The sequence below is a fragment of the Rubrivivax benzoatilyticus JA2 = ATCC BAA-35 genome (assembly GCF_000190375.1).
GTDB lineage: Bacteria > Pseudomonadota > Gammaproteobacteria > Burkholderiales > Burkholderiaceae_C > Rubrivivax > Rubrivivax benzoatilyticus.
In genome coordinates, this window is record NZ_AEWG01000042.1 from 26,142 (window position 1) to 44,363 (window position 18,222).

Sequence of the window (18,222 nt, forward strand, 5' to 3'; positions counted from 1 at the left end):
GTGTCCGCGCCGAACCAGCTGCTGGCCTCGCCGGCAGCCAAGCCGATCGTCTTCGTGCTCGCGCTGCTGCCGGCGGCGTGGCTGGTCTGGGGCGCCGTCGCGAACACGCTGGGCGCCAACCCGGCCGAGGCGCTGATCCGCGCCACAGGCGACTGGACACTGCGTTTCCTGTGCCTGACGCTGGCCGTGACGCCGCTGCGCCAGGCCACCGGCTGGCACGCGCTGGCGCGGCTGCGGCGTTTGCTGGGGCTCTTCACCTTCTTCTACGGCGTCGTGCACTTCCTGTGCTTCGCCTGGCTGGACATGGGCCTCGACGTCGGCGCCATCGTGCAGGACATCGCCAAACGCCCGTTCATCCTCGTCGGCACGGCGGCGCTGCTGACGATGCTGCCACTGGCCGCGACCTCGTTCAATGCGGCGATCAAGGCGCTGGGCGGGCGGCGCTGGCAGTTGCTGCACCGCGCCGTCTACGCGACCGCCGGGCTGGCGTTGCTGCACTTCTTCTGGATGCGCTCGGGCAAACACGATTACGCCGAGGTCGCGGTTTATGCCGCGATCCTCGGCGTGCTGCTCGGCTGGCGTGTCTGGCGCCGGCTGCGGCCGGCGCCGCGCCCGGCGCTGCCTTAGCGCGCCAGCACCGGCGCCAGCGCGCGCCCGGTGTGCGTGCCGGCGGCCACCACCTGCTCCGGCGTGCCGGCGGCCACCACGCGGCCGCCCTCGCCGCCGCCTTCGGGGCCGAGGTCGAGGATCCAGTCGGCCTCGGCGATGACGTCGAGGTCGTGCTCGATGACGACGACGCTGTGGCCGGCGTCGACCAGCCGGTGCAGCACACGCGCCAGGCGTTCGACGTCGGCCATGTGCAGGCCGACCGTCGGCTCGTCGAGCACGTACAGCGTGTGCGGCAATCGGTTGCCGCGCCGCGTGACGTCGTCACGCACCTTGGACAGCTCGGTGACGAGCTTGATGCGCTGCGCCTCGCCGCCGGACAGCGTCGGGCTCGGCTGGCCCAGCGTCAGATAGCCCAGGCCGACGTCCTTCAGCAGCTGCAGCGGGTGCGCGATCGCCGGCATGCTGGCGAAGAAGCCGACGGCCTCGTCGACCTCCATGCGCAGCACGTCGCCGATGCTCTTGCCGCGCCAGGTGACGGCCAGCGTCTCGGCGTTGAAGCGGGCGCCGTGGCAGACGTCGCAGGGCACCTTCACGTCGGGCAGGAAGCTCATCTCGATCGTGCGCATGCCCTGGCCTTCGCAGGCCGGGCAGCGCCCGTCGCCGGTGTTGAAGCTGAAGCGGTTGGCGGCGTAGCCGCGCGCCTTGGCTTCCAGCGTCTCGGCGAAGAGCTTGCGGATCGCGTCCCAGAAGCCGATGTAGGTCGCCGGGCAGGAGCGCGGCGTCTTGCCGATCGGCGTCTGGTCGACCTCGAGCACGCGGTCGACCGGCTCGAAACCGGTCAGCCCGCTGCAGCCGACGAGGCCGTGGAAGCCATTGGCCAGCATCGCGTCGCGCCCGGCCTTGGTCGACTTCTGCGTCACCGCGGCCTGCACGCTGGCCAGCAGCACGTCGCGCGCCAGCGTGCTCTTGCCCGAGCCGCTGACGCCGGTGACGGCGACCAGACGCTTCAGCGGCACCGTGACGTCGACGTTCTTCAGGTTGTGCAGCGACGCGCCGGTGAGCCGCAGCGCCGGGGCGTCGGCCTCGACCGGGCGGCGCGGCTGCAGCGGATGCTTCGGCGGCGTGGCGAGGAAACGCCCGGTCAGCGAATCGGGCGCCGCCGACAGGTCGGCCACCGAGCCCTGGGCGACGAGGCGGCCGCCGCGCACGCCGGCGCTCGGGCCGATGTCGATGATGTGCTCGGCGCGCCGGATCGTGTCCTCGTCGTGCTCGACGACGACCAGCGTGTTGCCCTGGTCGCCGAGCTTGTGCAGCGCGTCGAGCAGGATGCGGTTGTCGCGCGGGTGCAGGCCGATCGTCGGCTCGTCGAGCACGTAGCAGACGCCCTGCAGGTTGCTGCCGAGCTGCGCCGCCAGGCGGATGCGCTGCGCCTCGCCGCCCGACAGCGTCGGCGCCGCACGGTCCAGCGTCAGGTAGCCCAGGCCGACGTCCTCGAGGAACTGCAGCCGGCTGCGGATCTCGGTGACGATGTCGCGCGCGATCTCGGCGTCGCGGCCGGTGAGATCCAGCGCCTCGACCCAGGCGCGCGTCTCGCGCACCGACAGCCGGGCGATGGCGCCGATCGACTCGTCGTCGAAGGTCACCGCCAGCGCCGCCGGGTTCAGGCGCGCGCCGTGGCATTCCGGGCAGGGCTGGTCGGCCAGGCCCTCGACCTCGGGCTCCTCGGACGGGAAACTCTGCTCGCGGCCCTTGTCGCTGTCGTCGCGCACCGAGTCGTCGAAGGCCTTGCGCTGCTCGCGTGTCAGCGCCAGGCCGGTGCCGACGCAGCGCGTGCACCAGCCGTGCTTGCTGTTGTAGCTGAACATGCGCGGGTCCAGCTCGGGGTAGCTGGTGCCGCAGACCGGGCAGGCGCGTTTGGTCGAGAAGACCTTCAGCTCGCCGATGCCGCGGCCATTGCCGCCGCCGTCCATCGCCGCGGCCAGGCCATCCAGCGGGTGCAGCAGGTGCAGCACGCCCTTGCCCAGCTCCAGCGCCTTGGCCAGCAGCGTGCGCAGCTCGGCTTCGCCGGCCGGGTCGACGACCAGATCGCCGACCGGCAGCTCGATCGTGTGCTCCTTGAAGCGGTCCAGGCGCGGGAACGGCGACACCGGCACGAACTCGCCGTCGACACGCAGATGCGTGTGGCCACGCGCCGAGGCCCACTTCGCGAGGTCGGTGTAGAGGCCCTTGCGGTTGACGACCAGCGGCGCCAGCAGCCCGACGTGCTGGCCGCGGTGGTCGCGCAGCAGCTGCGCGGCGATGCTCTCGGTGCTCTGCGCGCGCACCGGCGCGCCGTCCTTGACGCAGTGCTGCAGCCCCAGCTTCACCCACAGCAGGCGCAGGAAGTGCCACAGCTCGGTGGTCGTCGCCACCGTGCTCTTGCGGCCGCCGCGCGACAGGCGCTGCTCGATGGCCACCGTCGGCGGGATGCCCCAGACGGCGTCGACCTCGGGCCGTCCGGCCGGCTGCACGATGCTGCGCGCGTAGGCATTCAGGCTCTCCAGGTAACGCCGCTGGCCTTCGTTGAACAGGATGTCGAAGGCCAGCGTGCTCTTGCCCGAGCCGCTGACGCCGGTGACGACGTTGAACTTGCCGCGCGGGATGTCCACCGACAGGTTCTTGAGGTTGTGCTCCTTGGCGTTGACGATGCGGATCGTGTCGTCCTCGGCCTGGCGCTCGCGGCGGCGGGCGCGCACCAGCGTCTGCAGCGGCGTGCCGTCCGGGCCCTCGGCCGTGCGTTCGGCGGCCCGCGCGACACCCAGGCCCAGCGCGGCCTCGTACTCGCGCAGCGCGACGCCGGTGTGCGAGCGCGGGTGCGCCTTCAGGTCCTCGGGCGTGCCGGCGCAGACCAGCTCGCCGCCGGCTTCGCCGCCGTCGGGGCCGAGGTCGACGATCCAGTCGGCGGCGCGGATGACGTCGAGGTTGTGCTCGATGACGAGCAGCGAGTGCCCCGCCTCCAGCAGCTTGCGCATCGCGCGCATCAGCTTGGCGATGTCGTCGAAGTGCAGGCCGGTGGTCGGCTCGTCGAACAGGAACAGCGTGCCGCGGCGCAGCGCCAGGCGGGTGTCGCGGTCGGCGAAGGCACCGGCCCAGGCCGCGCTGCCGCCGCCGGCCGGCACCGCCGGGCGCTTGCCGGCCGCGGCCTCGGCGAGGAAACCGGCGAGCTTGAGCCGCTGCGCCTCGCCGCCCGACAGCGTCGGCACCGGCTGGCCCAGGCGCACGTAGTCCAGGCCGACGTCGACGATGGGCTGCAGGCGCTGCACCACGTCGCGGTCCTGCTGGAACCAGTGCACGGCCTCGGCGACGGTCAGGTCCAGCACGTCGGCGATCGACAGCTGCATGGGCCCGCGCACCAGCTTCACGTCGAGGATCTCGGCGCGGTAGCGGCGGCCGTCGCAGTCGGGGCAGCGCAGGTAGACGTCGGACAGGAACTGCATCTCGACGTGCTCGAAACCCGAGCCGCCGCAGGTCGGGCAGCGGCCGTCGCCGGCGTTGAAGCTGAAGGTGCCGGCGGTGTAGCCGCGCTCGCGCGCCAGCGGTGCGTCGGCGAACAGCTTGCGCAGCTCGTCGAAGGCGCCGACGTAGCTCGCCGGGTTGCTGCGCGCGGTCTTGCCGATCGGGCTCTGGTCGACGAACACGGCGTCGCTGAGCCAGTCGGCGCCGAGCAGCCGGTCGTGCTCGCCGGGGGCCTCGGTGGCCTTGCCGAAGTGGCGCGCCAGCGCCGGGTGCAGCACGTCCTGGATCAGCGTGCTCTTGCCCGAGCCGCTGACGCCGGTGACGACGACCAGGCGCTGCAGCGGCAGCTCGACGCTGACGTTCTTCAGGTTGTGCTGGCGCGCGCCTTCGAGGATCAGCTTCGGCGTGCTGGCGCCGACCGCACGCCGGATGCCCATGCCGACCTGTCGCCGGCCGCCGAGGTAGGCGCCGGTCAGCGTGTCGGCCTCGCGCGCGGCGTCGGGCGTGCCGTCGAAGACGATGCGGCCGCCACGTTCGCCGGGGCCGGGCCCCATGTCGATCAGGCGGTCGGCGGCCAGCATCACCGCCGGGTCGTGCTCGACGACGACCAGCGTGTTGCCGGCGTCGCGCAAACGGTGCATCGCGGTGACGATGCGCCCCATGTCGCGGGGGTGCAGGCCGATCGACGGCTCGTCGAGCACGAACATCGTGTTGACCAGCGAGGTGCCCAGCGCCGTCGTCAGGTTGATGCGCTGGACTTCGCCGCCCGACAGCGTGCGGCTCTGGCGGTCCAGCGTCAGATAACCCAGGCCGACGTCGACGAGGTACTTGAGCCGCGTGCGCACCTCGTCGAGCAGCAGCTTCAGCGCCTCGTCGAGCATCGTGCCGGGCAGCGTCAGGCCGTCGAAGAAACGCCGCAGACGCTCGATCGACAGCTGCATCAGGTCGTGCAGGCCCAGGCCCGGCAGCGCTTCGAGCTGCTCGCGGCTCCAGCCGACGCCGACGGGCAGGTAACGCTGCGACGGCGGCAGCACCGCGTCGGCGTCGGCCTTCGTGCCCAGGCGCCACAGCAGCGGCTCGAGCTTCAGCCGCGCGCCGCCGCAGGCCGTGCACGGCGTGTAGCTGCGGTACTTGGACAAGAGCACGCGGATGTGCATCTTGTACGCCTTGCTCTCCAGGTAGCCGAAGAAGCGGCGGATGCCGTACCACTGCTTGTTCCAGTTGCCGGTCCAGTGCGGCGAGCCTTCGATGACCCAGTCGCGCTGCGCCGGGGTCAGCTGGTTCCAGGCGGTGTCGCGCGGGATGCCGGCCTCGCCGGCGTACTGGATCAGGTCGTCCTGGCACTCGGCCCAGGCCGGCGTCTGCAGCGGCTTGATGGCGCCGTTGCGCAGCGTCTTGCGCCCGTCGGGGATGACGAGGCCGAAGTCGACGCCGATGACACGGCCGAAACCGCGGCAGGTGTCGCAGGCGCCGTAAGCCGAGTTGAAGCTGAACATCGCCGGCTGCGGCTCGGCGTAGCGGATGTCGCTCTCGGGGCAGTGCAGCCCGGTGCTGTACTTCCAGGTCGTGCCGTCGTCACCGACGTGCACCGTGAGCCGGCCGCCGCCGCGCTTGAGCGCGAGCTCGATGGCCTCCATCACGCGCGCCCGTTCGGCGCCGGCGAAACGGAAGCGGTCGGCGACGACGTCGAGGATCTTGCGGTCGCCCGCGACCCGTTCGCCCTGAACGCGCGTGAAGCCGGCCGCCGACAGCCACTGCTCCTGCTGCTCGGGCGTCGTGTCGGCCGGCAGCTCGACCGGGAAGCTGAACACGAGGCGCGGGTCGCCGGCGGCGGCGGCGCGCGCGGCGAGGTCGTCGTGGATGGTCTCCGGCGTGTCGTGGCGCACCGGCAGCGCGGTCTGGCGGTCGAAGAGCTGGGCCGCGCGTGCGTACAGCAGCTTCAGGTGGTCGTTCAGCTCGGTCATCGTGCCGACCGTGCTGCGGCTGGTGCGCACCGGGTTGGTCTGGTCGATGGCGATCGCCGGCGGCACGCCGTCGACGCGGTCGACCGCCGGGCGGTCCATGCGGTCCAGGAACTGGCGCGCGTAGGCGCTGAAGGTCTCGACGTAGCGGCGCTGGCCTTCGGCGTACAGCGTGTCGAAGACCAGGCTGGACTTGCCCGAGCCGCTGGGGCCGGTCACCACCGTCAACTCGCCGGTGTGGATGTCCAGGTCGAGGTTCTGGAGGTTGTGCTGGCGGGCGCCGCGGATGCGGATGGAGCCGGACGACATCTTGGAGGGCTCGGCGGAAAGGCGAACCGGTCATTCTAGGAGTCGACCGCGACGCCTGCCGGACACCCCCGCCTTGCACGAGAGCGCGCCGGGTGTGAACTGTTGGGGCCGCGGCGCCCCCCTAGAACGAAGACGCTTCGCTATCCTCGACGGCTTCGCAACCTCCAGCGCCGTCCGTCATGCGTGAACTCCGGCGACTCGCCGCCGTCCTCTGCCTCGGCATCGTGACGAGCACCGCCGCCATGGCGCAGATCGTGGTGGGGCAGACGACCGGCCTCACCGGCCCGGCCGCCGCCGGCTCGAACGAGAACATGGTCGGCGCCCGGCTCTGGTTCGACCGCGTCAACGCCACCGGCGGCATCGGCGGCAAGCGCATCGAGCTGGTCACGCTGGACGACCGCTTCGAGCCCGCCCGCGCGGCCGAGAACGCGCTGCGGCTGATCATGGTGCGCCAGGTGATGGCGCTGTTCATGACCCGCGGCACGCCGCACACCGAGGCGCTGCGCCACATGCTGGCGCAGTACGAGGTGCCGCTGGTCGCGCCGTCGACCGGCGCGATGCTGCTGCACAAGCCGGTGGACCCGTGGATCTTCAACGTGCGCGCGCCCTATCAGCGCGAGGCCGAGAAGCTGGTGCAGCACCTGGCGACGATCGGCATGCGCCGCATCGGCCTCGTGCACGTCGCCGACTCGTTCGGCGAGGACGGCGCCGCCGGCGCGCTGCGCGGCTTCGAGAACACGAAGATCAAGCCGCTGTTCGTCGAGAGCTACGACCGCGCCAAGCCGGTGTTCACCTCGGTCGTGCAGAAGGCCAAGGCGGGCGACGCGCAGGCGGTGGTCTTCATCGGCACCGCCGACGCCGTCGTCGAGGGCACCCAGGCGCTGCGCGCCGCCGGCTCGCTGGCGCAGATCGGCACGCTGTCGAACAACGCCTCCAGCGGCTTCATCAAGGCGCTGGGCGAACACGCCAACGGCACGATCGTGACCCAGGTCTTCCCCAGCGAGCGGGCGCTGTCGACGACGCTGGTGCGCGAGGCCAGCGAGCTGGCGCGCGCCGCCGGCATCGCCGAGCTGACGCCGGCGATGATCGAGGGCTTCGCCGGCGCCAAGGTGCTGGTCGAGGGCCTGCGCCGCGCCGGGCCGAACCCGACGCGCCAGACGCTGCGCCAGGCCCTGGAGGGCCTGCGCAACGTCGATCTCGGCGGCCTGGAGCTGAGCTACGGCCCGAACGACCACTCGGGGCTGAACTTCACCGAGCTGTCGATCATCAGCGGCGGCTACTACCGCCGCTGAGGCCGGTTCAGCGCGGCACCACCAGCGTGCCGTCGCCGAAGACGATGCGGTCGCCCGCGGCCGGCTCGGTCAGGATCGGCGGCACGTTGCCCGCCGCCAGCGCCGGCGCGGCGCCGGGGCTGCCGCCGCGCGGCAGCGTGCGCACCACCTGGCTGGGCGGCAGCGGCGCGCCCTGCATCAGGTGGGCCCACATCAGGTCCATCGCGCGGTTGAAGTAGACGTGCAGCGGGACGAAGCGCGTGTCGTAGCCGAGCAAGGCGCCGAGCGCGATGAAACCGTCGAAGTGCTGCGCGTTCGTCACCTCGACGTAGCGCACGCCGTCGGCGCCGCCGTGGGCCTGGGTGCGCGCGTAGTAGGCCCGCGCGGTGTGGTTGACCGGCAGCAGCGCGTCGCTGCGGCCGGCGACGATCAGCACCGGCTTGCCGCGCAGGCGGCCGTCCAGCCGCACCTCGGCGACGCCGCGGCGCACACGCTGCGAGGCCTCGCGCATCGCGCCGCCGAGCAGCCGGCCGGCGGTGTCGCGGCCGGTGAGCAGCGAACGCTGGCACAGCGCACCGTCGAGCGCGAAATCGGCCAGCCCGCTGCCCGGCGACACGGCGAGGAAGTCCAGCTTCGCACCGCCCGACGAGGCGTCGTAGACGATGTTGACGCCGGTCGTCGGCGGCACGCCGTTGCCGGTCGAGAAGATCGACGCGACGCCGGCGGCCGAGGGCGCGGCCGGCGCACCGGTGGCGTCGGTGTTGGCGAACGTGAAGCCGCAGAGGCGGTCCTCGACGCCGAAGCGGCCGTAGGCGTTGGTGTAGGTCGTCGCGATCGAGTTGGTGGCGAAGCGGTAGTGCGACTGGTGCAGGAAGTCGGCCTCCGCCGTCCAGCCGTAGGCCCGCAGCCGGGCGAGTGCGTCGGCGGCCTGCTCGGCGATCGTCGCGCCGGCGACCAGGCCCCGGGCGGCCAGCGCGGTGCAGCGGTTCTGCGCCGCCGCGGTGAAGGCCGCGGGCCAGAAGGCCGGCGCCACCGCGGTGCCGCCGCCGGCGGCCGGCGCCAGCAGCGCGCAGGGCTGGTAGAGGTTGGCGAACGTGAAGTAGTCGGCCAGCGGCCGGCCGATCGTCGCCACCGGCGTGTCGCCTTCGCGGATCGACAGACCGTGCATCCAGCGCGGCTGGGCATTGGGCTCGCTGACCGCGACGCCGTCGATCAGGCCCTCGCGGTCCTGCTCGGCGGCGGCGAGCGCGGCGCCGCCGCCATTGGAGACGCTGCTGGCGATGACGAGGGTGTTGCGGGCGTTCAGCGTCGCCTCGCGGCGGCCGTCCCGGCCGAGCTTGCCGTAACGCTCGTTGAGCACCCAGAACGCGAAACGCACCGCCTGCAGCGTGTGCCGGCCCCAGTCGGCCTCGGGGTTCTGCCCCGAATGCGCGTGCTTGTAGGCCACGCGGTGCGGCGCCTGGGCCAGCAGGGCCTGGCGCTCGGTGTCGGCCAGCGGCGCGCGGAACAGCGCCTCGGCGCCGGCGGCGGCGGCATCGACGACACGGCCGTCGCGCAGCGTCACCCGGTCGGCACCCAGCTCGTGCAGGCCGTTGCCGCTGCCCTTGTCGGTGTAGGCGACGGCGCAGCCGCGCTTGAGCCCCCACTCGCCGGCGGTGCCGATGGCGCCGTAGATGCCGCGCGAGCCCGAGGAGGTGGCGGTGACGATGCACGGCCGCGCCGGGTCGAAACGCTCGGGCACCTGCACCATCAGCGTGACGTTCTCGCGGCCGCTGCCGTCGTCGAGCCAGGCGAAGGTCTCGCGCCCGGCGACCTTGCCTTCGCCCAGCGTGTCGCGGCCGTCGGCGTCGATGTTGGGGCCGTAGAACACGCCCATGCCGCCGGCGGCGGTGTAGTCGACCAGCGCGCGATAGTTCACGTAGATCGCGTTGCGGCGCAGTTCGGCGGGTGTCGGCGCCAGCGGGTCGGCGAAGGCCGGCGTCGCGCCCATCAGCCCGGTCTTGCCGAGGCCGGCGGTCAGCAGGTCGTCGGCGACACCGTCGTAGACGGCCTCGGTGACCGGCCCGCGCACGCCGGCCGGCAGGGTGTTGGCCGGGGCGGCCCAGGCGGCGGCGCCGGACAGCAGGCAGGCGGCCGCGGCGGCCGTCCAGGTCGGGGTGTGCTTCACGGTCGGTTCTCCTGACGGGGGAGCGGGCCGTCGCCTCGCCCGGCGCTGGAGGCGCCGGCGCGCAGGATGCCCCGTGGCCGGCAGCCGGCGGCAGCGGGCAAACCCGCCGCCCGGAACGCGGGGGGCTCCGCTGCGGGTATGCCCCCGGGCTTCACCCGGGCGTCATCGGCACCGGCCGATGGCAGCATGGCCCGGCCCGCAGTCCGCGGGACACATGAGGAGGAGACAGATGCCGCCTTGGTCCCGCCGCCGGCTGCTGGCCGCCGGTTCCGTCCTGCTCGCGCCGGCCTGGGCGCGTGCGCAGTCCGCGGGCACCCGCCCGGTGACCATCGTCGTGCCCTTCCCGCCCGGCGGCGGCACCGACGCCTTCGCCCGCCCGCTGTTCGGCGCGATGACCCGCGCCGCCGGCCGCCAGTACCTGATCGACAACCGCGGCGGCGCCGGCGGCAATCTCGGCGCCGGCCTCGCCGCCAAGGCCGCGCCGGACGGCAGCAACTTCTTCATGGGCGCGGTGCACCACGCGATCGCGCCGGCGATGTACCCCAAGCTGGACTACAGCCTGGAGGGCGACTTCGTGCCGGTGACGCTGGTGGCCAGCGTGCCGCAGGTCATCGTCGTCAACCCGCAGCGTGTCGCGGCGCGCACGCTGCCGCAGCTGCTGGCGCTGCTGCGCGCCAAACCCGGCGGGCTGAACTACGGCTCGGCCGGCAACGGCACCTCGCACCACCTGGCCGGCGAGCTGTTCAAGCAGCAGTCCGGGACCTTCATCACCCACATCCCCTACCGGGGCGCGGGGCCGGCGCTGCAGGACCTGATCGCCGGCCAGGTCGACCTGATGTTCGACGGCCTGGCCTCGTCGGCGGCGCACATCAAGTCGGGCAAGCTGCACCCGATCGCCGTCGCCGGCACACGCCGCGCACCCGGTTTCCCCGACGTGCCGACGGCACGCGAGCAGGGCCTGCCCGACTACGTGGTCTCGACCTGGTACGCGTTGTTCGCGCCCAAGGCGACACCGCGTGACGCGGTCGAGCGTTTCGGCGCCGACGTCAGGCGCGCCATCGCCAGCGACGAGCTGCGCACCACCTGGACCGGGCTGGGCGCCGAGCCGCCGGACCTGCAGGGCGAGGCGCTGGGCAAGTTCGTCGCCGCCGAGACGCGGCGCTGGGCCGAGGTCGTCAAGCGTTCCGGCGCCAAGCTCGACTGAACACGCTGGGAACGTCGGCCCGGAAAGCCTAGGATCGGCGAGCCCTCCGCTCCCGACTGGATGACGATGTCCGACCAGAACCTGTTCGCCGCGCTGCGCGCCGCGTTCCCCGACGACCTGGACTCGATCGCGATCGACTGCGGCGACAGCCCGCAGCCGCTGGCCTACACCTGGCGCGACCTGGACCGCGGCACCGCGATGCTGGCCAACCTGCTGGCCTCGCTGGACCTGCCGCCGGCCTCGCGCGTGCTGATGCACGTCGACAAGAGCGTCGAGGCGCTGATGCTGTACCTGGCGATCCTGCGCGCCGGCCACGTCGTCGTGCCGCTGAACATCGCCTACCAGGCCGCCGAGATCGAGTACTTCATCGGCGACGCCGAGCCGGCGGTCGTCGTCTGCGCGCCGCGCAACTTCGGCTGGACCAGCCGCATCGCCTTCCAGGCGGGCACGAAACACGTCTACACGCTGGGCGACGACCGCAGCGGCACGCTGCTGGACCGCGCCGCGTTCCAGCCCGACGTGCACGAGACGGTGGCACGCGCCGCCAGCGATCTGGCGGCCATCGTCTACACCAGCGGCACCACCGGGCGCAGCAAGGGCGCGATGCTCTCGCACGGCAACCTGCTGAGCAACGCGCGCGTGCTGCACGAGGCCTGGGCCTGGCAGCGCGACGACGTGCTGATCCATGCGCTGCCGATCTTCCACGTGCACGGGCTGTTCGTCGCCTCGCACGGTGCGCTGCTGGCCGGGGCGCGCATGATCTGGTTCTCGCGTTTCGACGCCCGAGCCGTCGTCGAGCGCCTGCCCGAGGCCACGGTCTTCATGGGCGTGCCGACGCTGTACGTGCGCATGCTGGCCGAGCCGGCGCTGGACCGCGAACGCTGCGCGGGCATGCGCCTCTTCGTCAGCGGCTCGGCGCCGCTGCTCGTCGACACCTTCCGCGCCTGGCGCAACCGCACCGGCCACGTCATCCTCGAGCGCTACGGCATGAGCGAGACCGTCATGCTGACCTCCAACCCCTACCGCCCCGAGGATGCGCGCCGCGCCGGCACCGTGGGCCCGGCGCTGCCGGGTGTCGGGCTGCGGGCGCGCGGCGAGGACGGCGAGCTGGTGCCGCCGGGCGAGATCGGCGGCATCGAGGTGCGCGGGCCCAACGTCTTCTCGGGCTACTGGCGTTTGCCGGAGAAGACCGCCGAGGAGTTCAGCGCCGACGGCTGGTTCAAGACCGGCGACGTCGGCCGCGTCGACGCCGACGGCTGGGTGACGATCGTCGGGCGCAACAAGGACCTGGTCATCACCGGCGGCTTCAACGTCTACCCGGCCGAGGTCGAGGCGCTGATCGACGACCTGCCGGGCGTCGTCGAGTCGGCGGTCGTCGGCGTGCCGCACCCGGACTTCGGCGAGGCCGTCGTCGCCGCCGTCGTCGCGCAGCCGGGCGCGACGCTGGACGGCGAGGCGCTGATCGCGGCGCTGAAGGACCGCATCGCGCACTTCAAGGTGCCCAAGCGGGTCTTCGTCGTCGCGGAGCTGCCGCGCAACACGATGGGCAAGGTGCAGAAGAACCTGCTGCGCCAGACATTCCAGCGCAGCTTCACCGGCTGAGACGCCGCATCGGCGGCCTCAGAGCGCCACGATGCGGGATCACGCCGCACACGACGGGAATCCGGGATCGCCCGGCTTTGTCCATGACAAAGCCGAGAGCAAATTTCCGAGTGTCCTGGTTGATTGGGGTCATGTCCCCGCCATAATCACGGAAATGAACAAGACACAGCCGATCCGTCTGTTGCCTGAACCGGGCTGTGGCGGCTGCATGCCCAGCCATGCCGGCTGCGGCGGCGGCTTCGGCCGCCCGTGTCCCGCGCCCGAACTGCGTGGCAACCCGGCGCTGGTGCACGGCGTGCTGGAGTCGCTGCGCGGCGTCGTCGCCGCCGACGGCGGCAACATCGTCGACCGCCAGCTCGTCAAGGCGCTGCACATCGGCGCCGACGAGGCCGAGCTGACCGTCAGCTTCCCGCCGAGCTGCGGCATCGGCCGCGACCTCGCCGAAGGCGCCTTCCAGGCCCTGCGCCGCGCGCTGCCCGACACCGACGTCTACGTCCGCCACGCGGTCTGAGGTTTCCGCTCCCCCAGACAAAAGCCGGGCATCGCCCGGCTTTTTGCATTCCATCCGGCGGCCCGTGCGGGCCGCCGGCGCGACGGAGGTAGTCGTCAGTCCGCGGCGTAGATGTCGCGGTCCTTGGTCTCGCGGATGAACAGCAGGCCGATGACGAAGCACACCGACGCGATGACGATCGGGTACCAGAGGCCGTGGTACATGTTGCCGTTGGCCGCCACCATCGCGAAGGTGATCGACGGCAGCAGGCCGCCGAACCAGCCGTTGCCGATGTGGTACGGCAGGCTCATCGAGGTGTAGCGGATGCGCGTCGGGAACAGCTCGACCAGCATCGCCGCGATCGGGCCGTAGACCATCGTCACGTAGATCACGAGGATGGTCAGGATGCCGACGATGGTCCACCACTGGCCGCCCATGAACTCGATCGGCTTGGCCTTGGCCGGGTAGCCGGCCTCGTTCAGCGTGTCACCCAGCGACTTCTTGAAGTCGGCGATGGCCTTGGTCGATTCCTCCGAGAACTTGTGGCCACCGGCGATCGTCGTCGCCGTCGGCGGCGTGATCGGCGTCTGGCCGATCATCACCACGGTCGGCGAGCCGGCCGGCAGGGCCTCGTTGACGTAGCTGGCCGAACGTTGCGTCAGCGCGCGCTTGGCGATGTCGCAGGCCGAGGTGAAGTCGACCTCGCGCGCGATCGGGCTGCCCTGGAACGAACAGGTGGCCGGGTCGGCCCGCACGACGATCTCCGAGCGTGCCTGCGCGGCGGCCAGTTCCGGGTTGGCGGTGTTGGTCAGCGCCTTGAACAGCGGGAAGTAGGTCAGCACCGCCAGCGCCATGCCGGCCAGGATGATCGGCTTGCGGCCGATCTTGTCCGACAGCGTGCCGAAGACGACGAAGAACGGCGTGCCGATCAGCAGCGAGGCGGCGATCATGATGTTCGCCGTCGCCGGGTCGACCTTCAGCGAGCTGGTCAGGAAGAACAGCGCGTAGAACTGGCCCGAGTACCCGACCACGCCCTGGCCCATCACCAGGCCGAACAGCGCCAGCAGCACGATCTTCAGGTTCTTCCACTGGCCGAAGCTCTCGGTCAGCGGCGCCTTCGAGGTCTTGCCCTCTTCCTTCATCTTGCGGAACGCGGGCGACTCGTTCATCGACAGGCGGATCCAGACGCTGATCGCCAGCAGCAGGATCGAGACGATGAACGGGATGCGCCAGCCCCAGGCGGCGAAGGCCTCCTCGCCCATCAGCGTGCGCGTGCCGAGGATGACCAGCAGGCTCATGAACAGGCCCATCGTCGCCGTGGTCTGGATCCACGACGTGTAGGCGCCACGCTTGCCTTGCGGCGCGTGCTCGGCGACGTAGGTCGCGGCACCGCCGTACTCGCCGCCCAGCGCCAGGCCCTGCAGGATGCGCAGCAGGATCAGGATGATCGGCGCGGCGATGCCGATCGAGGCGTAGGTGGGCAGGATGCCGACGATGAAGGTCGACAGGCCCATGATCAGGATCGTCACCAGGAAGGTGTACTTGCGGCCGATCATGTCGCCCAGGCGGCCGAAGACCAGCGCTCCGAAGGGCCGCACGATGAAGCCGGCGGCGAACGCCAGCAGCGAGGCGATGAACTGCGCCGTGGGGTCCAGCGCGGCGAAGAAGTGCTTGCCGATGAAGACGGCGAGCGAGCCGTACAGGTAGAAGTCGTACCACTCGAAGACCGTGCCCAGCGAGGAGGCGAAGATGACTTTCTTCTCCTCGCGGGTCATCGGCGCTTTCGACGGCATCGCGGCGGTCGTGGCTGCCATGGGGGGTTGTCTCCTGTTGATTTCACGGTGCCGCACGCCCGACGGCGGCACGTGCGGCGCAATGTCGAATCGACCTCTGACCGCTTTCTGACGCCAAACTGAACGTTCGCTGACGATTTCCGGCCTTACCCGCAGCTTTCTTTTCGCATTGCAGAATTTCGGCCGCGGATTCGGGAAATTCCCCAGCGTTTTGCAGCGGTATCAAGAGGCAGTGGATTCCCTCGGTTTTGCACTCCAGCCACGCCCGCGAGGGCCGGAGATCCCGCACCAACCAAACGGTCACTTTGCGACCGTTAAGTAGTTCACGAAAACCTTTCGGTAACTTCCGGCCGCGAGCGATTGAGCTCGATCAAGGAGCACCGATGACCCGCTGGCTGAAGACCCTCATCGCCACGTCCTCCGTCGCCTTGCTCGCCGCCTGTGGCGGCGACGGCGGCGACGACCATCCCGGCACCATCGCCGAGGTCGCGACCGAACGGAACCTGAGCGCGCTCGTCGCCGCGGCCGACAAGGCCGGGCTGGTCGACGAGCTGAGCGCCGAAGACGCGGCGCTGACCGTCTTCGCGCCGACCGACGCGGCCTTCGACGCGCTGGCCACGACACTCGGCTTCGCCGACGCCGGCGCGATGGTCGCCGCGCTCGACGCCGAGACCCTGGGCCGCATCCTCGCCTACCACGTGCTGCCGGCGCGCCGCACCGCCGCCGAGCTCGCCTCAGGCGACGAGCCGACGCTGTACGAGTTCGAAGGCGCGCCGGCGACGCTGGACGTGGCGACCGCCGACGGCGTGACGCTCGGCGACGAGGTGCTGACCCGGGCCCGCGTGACGACGGCCGACGTCGCGGCGCGCAACGGCGTCGTTCACGTCATCGACAAGGTGCTGGTGCCGCCGGGCGTGCTCGACCTCGTGCAGATGGCCAGGCTGAACCCGGCGTTCTCGACGCTGGTGGCGGCGGTCGCCGCCGCCGGGCTGGACGACGACCTGGCCGGCACCGGCCCGTTCACGGTCTTCGCGCCGACCGACGACGCCTTCTCGGCGCTGCTCACGCGCACCGGCCTGAGCGCCGAGCAGCTGCTCGCCTCGCCCGGCCTCGCCGACACGCTGCTCTACCACGTCGTCGCCGGCGACGTGCGCGCCGCCGACGTGCTGGCGCTGCCGAACCCGGCCTTCGTCGACACCCTGCTCGCCGGCAACGACCTGGAGCTGCGCAACGACACGCTGACGCTGGTCGACGACGACGTCGACAGCCCCGACGCGACGATCGCCGCGACCGACGTCATCGCGCGCAACGGCGTCATCCACGTCATCACGCAGGTGCTGATCCCGGCGCCGAACTGAGCGCCGGCGCCGCCGCCCAGTGCGCTAGTAGGCGAGCCGGGCGAGCGCGCTGCGCCGCGAGGCCTCGAGCGCCTCGCCCAGCGTGCGGATGCCCGCGACCTGCAGCAGCGGGATCATCTTCAGGAAGACCTCGGCGGTGACGATCGCGTCGCCGAGCGCCGTGTGCCGGCCGAGCACCGGCACGCCCAGGCGTTCGGCGATGGCCTCCAGCGAGTGCCGCTCCTGGTTCGGGTGCAGCACCTGCGACAGCAGCAGCGTGTCGAGCACCGGCATGTCGAAACGCACGCCGGCGGCACGCTCCTTCAGCTCGAGGAAACGCAGGTCGAAGGCGGCGTTGTGGGCGACGAGCACGGTGTCGTGGGCGAAGGCGTGCAGCGCCGGCAGCACCTCGCGGATCGTCGGCTGGCCGGCGACCATCGCCGGCGTGATGCCGTGGATCGCGACGGTGCGTTCGGGGATCGCGCGCTGCGGGTCGACGAGCTGCTCGAAGCTCTCGTGGCGGCGCAGCTTGCCGGCGACGATGCGTGTCGCGCCGATCTGGATGATCTCGTCGCCGGCCGAGGGCTCCAGCCCGGTGGTCTCGGTGTCGAACACCGTGTAGGCGAGTTCGGCCAGCGTGCGGTCGGCCAGTTCCAGCGCCATCTCGCGGGTCTGGAACAGGTCGAAGTCGTAGAACTCCGGCCGGCTCTCGCGGCGCGCCAGCAGCCCGCTGTCCAGCGGCTCGGCGGCGTCGGCCAGCGGCAGCAGGAAACGGAAGAACGCCTCGGCACGCACCCGCTCGCGCTCGAACCAGAACGTGCCGCCGTGGCGCTGCACGACGTCGCGCACGGTCAGCGCGCTGGCTTCGCCGCCGACACGCATCGCCTCGGTCTCCCAGGCGACCGCGGTCTCGGTGCTGACGCCGGGGCCGATCCAGGCCAGGTCGAGCTGGGCGCGCGTGCCGGCACGCTGCAGCCGGATCTGCACGACCTTGACGCCGTATTCCTCGACGACGCGCCCGGCGAGGAAGACCAGCGCCTGGATCAGCGAGAAGCTGTCGAGCTTGAGCCACAGCGACGGGTCGACCTCGGTGCCGGCGGTGCGGCAGCGGTGCTCGGCCTCGATGCGGCGCAGCGCCGCGGTGACGAAGTCGGCGCCCTGCATGTCCTCCAGCGGCCAGCGCGTGCGCATCGTCTCGGTCGTGTAGTGCGCCAGCTCGCCGATGCGGTGGCCCAGCGCACGCACCTCGTCGCGGATCACGCCCTGCAGCCGCGCCGCGGTGGCCGCGTCCAGCGCCGGATCGTCGATCAGCTCGACGGCCGCCTGCAGGTTGGCCAGCGACGCGCGCCCGGCCTCGGTGTGCTCGTGCAGCCGGCGGTCGCGTTCGGACTCCTCGGCGAAGTCGCGCGTGATGTTGTCCAGCATCAGCACGAAGCCGGCGAGCGGGCCGCCGTCGTGCTCGCGCACCGGCGCCAGCTGCACACGCAGCAGCTGGCCGCCGCGTGTCGCGGTGACGAACTGCGCCGACGGGTGCGCGACACCGCGCTGCAGCCGCTGCTGCACCATCTCCAGCGCATGGGCGACGAGCGCGCGGTCGAAGACGGCGTAGATCGAGCGGCCGATGCCCAGGTACTCGGCGCCGCCGATCGCCGGCGCCGGCGACAGCGCGCGGAACTGCAGCCGCGCGCGGCCGTTGTAGAGCAGGATGCGGCCGTCGAGGTTGCAGACGACGACGCTCTGCGCCAGCTCGGACATCAGCGCCGCCAGCCGGCTCTTCTCCTGCTCGACCTGGCGGCTGGCCTCGCGCACCCGCGCCTCGACGTCGGCGCGCCAGGCGGCGCGCTCGCGCAGCAGGCGGTTGACGGTGTCGACCAGCGCGCGGCTGCCGGCGCTGCCGCGCGGCTCCAGCTCGCGCCCCGGCGCACCGGCCAGCAGCACCTGCAGCAGCTCGGCGATGCGCCCCGGCGCGGCGCCGAAGTGGTGC

At 71.9% G+C, this 18,222-nt stretch carries 10 protein-coding genes; 6 read left to right on the forward strand and 4 right to left on the reverse strand.

Annotation, left to right across the window (positions count from 1 at the left end):
* Entirely contained in the window at positions 1-627 is a 627-nt protein-coding gene (gene msrQ / locus RBXJA2T_RS04450; protein ID WP_009856127.1) for a protein-methionine-sulfoxide reductase heme-binding subunit MsrQ, read from the forward strand.
* Here msrQ and uvrA read toward each other — a convergent pair.
* Positions 624-6,374: an excinuclease ABC subunit UvrA gene (gene uvrA / locus RBXJA2T_RS04455; protein WP_009856128.1), complete on the reverse strand. Its 5,751-nt coding sequence runs from the start codon at positions 6,372-6,374 to the stop codon at positions 624-626. The genes msrQ and uvrA overlap by 4 nt on opposite strands.
* 242 nt (positions 6,375-6,616) lie before the next feature.
* On the opposite strand from uvrA, the gene RBXJA2T_RS04460 reads away from it, so the two are divergent.
* Positions 6,617-7,666, forward strand: a complete 1,050-nt coding sequence (locus RBXJA2T_RS04460) for an ABC transporter substrate-binding protein (RefSeq protein WP_009856129.1) — start codon at positions 6,617-6,619, stop codon at positions 7,664-7,666.
* Between the two features lie 7 nt (positions 7,667-7,673).
* Here RBXJA2T_RS04460 and RBXJA2T_RS04465 read toward each other — a convergent pair whose 3' ends face one another.
* Positions 7,674-9,812 carry a D-(-)-3-hydroxybutyrate oligomer hydrolase gene (locus tag RBXJA2T_RS04465; RefSeq protein ID WP_009856130.1) on the reverse strand — a complete coding sequence of 713 codons (2,139 nt, stop codon included), beginning with the start codon at positions 9,810-9,812 and terminating at the stop codon, positions 7,674-7,676.
* Positions 9,813-10,041: 229 nt separating this feature from the next.
* Here RBXJA2T_RS04465 and RBXJA2T_RS04470 point away from each other — a divergent pair, with 229 nt between their 5' ends.
* The 3 genes from RBXJA2T_RS04470 (at position 10,042) to RBXJA2T_RS04480 (ending at position 13,129) form a co-directional block, all read left to right on the forward strand.
* The gene (locus RBXJA2T_RS04470; RefSeq protein ID WP_009856131.1) at positions 10,042-11,016 is read left to right on the forward strand and encodes a Bug family tripartite tricarboxylate transporter substrate binding protein; all 975 of its coding nucleotides are present in this window, start codon (positions 10,042-10,044) and stop codon (positions 11,014-11,016) included.
* A 66-nt stretch (positions 11,017-11,082) separates the two neighbouring features.
* Positions 11,083-12,618, forward strand: coding sequence for a malonate--CoA ligase (locus RBXJA2T_RS04475; protein WP_009856132.1), 1,536 nt, complete (start codon positions 11,083-11,085; stop codon positions 12,616-12,618).
* A 154-nt stretch (positions 12,619-12,772) separates the two neighbouring features.
* On the forward strand, positions 12,773-13,129 hold the full coding sequence (locus tag RBXJA2T_RS04480; protein ID WP_009856133.1) for an iron-sulfur cluster assembly protein: 357 nt from the start codon (positions 12,773-12,775) through the stop codon (positions 13,127-13,129).
* A gap of 95 nt (positions 13,130-13,224) precedes the next feature.
* Here RBXJA2T_RS04480 and RBXJA2T_RS04485 read toward each other — a convergent pair whose 3' ends face one another.
* Positions 13,225-14,922, reverse strand: a complete 1,698-nt coding sequence (locus RBXJA2T_RS04485; protein ID WP_009856134.1) for an MFS transporter — start codon at positions 14,920-14,922, stop codon at positions 13,225-13,227.
* A 362-nt stretch (positions 14,923-15,284) separates the two neighbouring features.
* On the opposite strand from RBXJA2T_RS04485, the gene RBXJA2T_RS04490 reads away from it, so the two are divergent.
* Positions 15,285-16,259: a fasciclin domain-containing protein gene (locus RBXJA2T_RS04490; protein ID WP_009856135.1), complete on the forward strand. Its 975-nt coding sequence runs from the start codon at positions 15,285-15,287 to the stop codon at positions 16,257-16,259.
* 24 nt (positions 16,260-16,283) lie between these two features.
* On the opposite strand, the gene RBXJA2T_RS04495 is transcribed toward RBXJA2T_RS04490, so the two are convergent.
* Positions 16,284-18,222 (reverse strand): 3'-5' exonuclease (locus RBXJA2T_RS04495; RefSeq protein WP_009856136.1); only part of this gene is annotated, 1,939 nt, incomplete at its 5' end.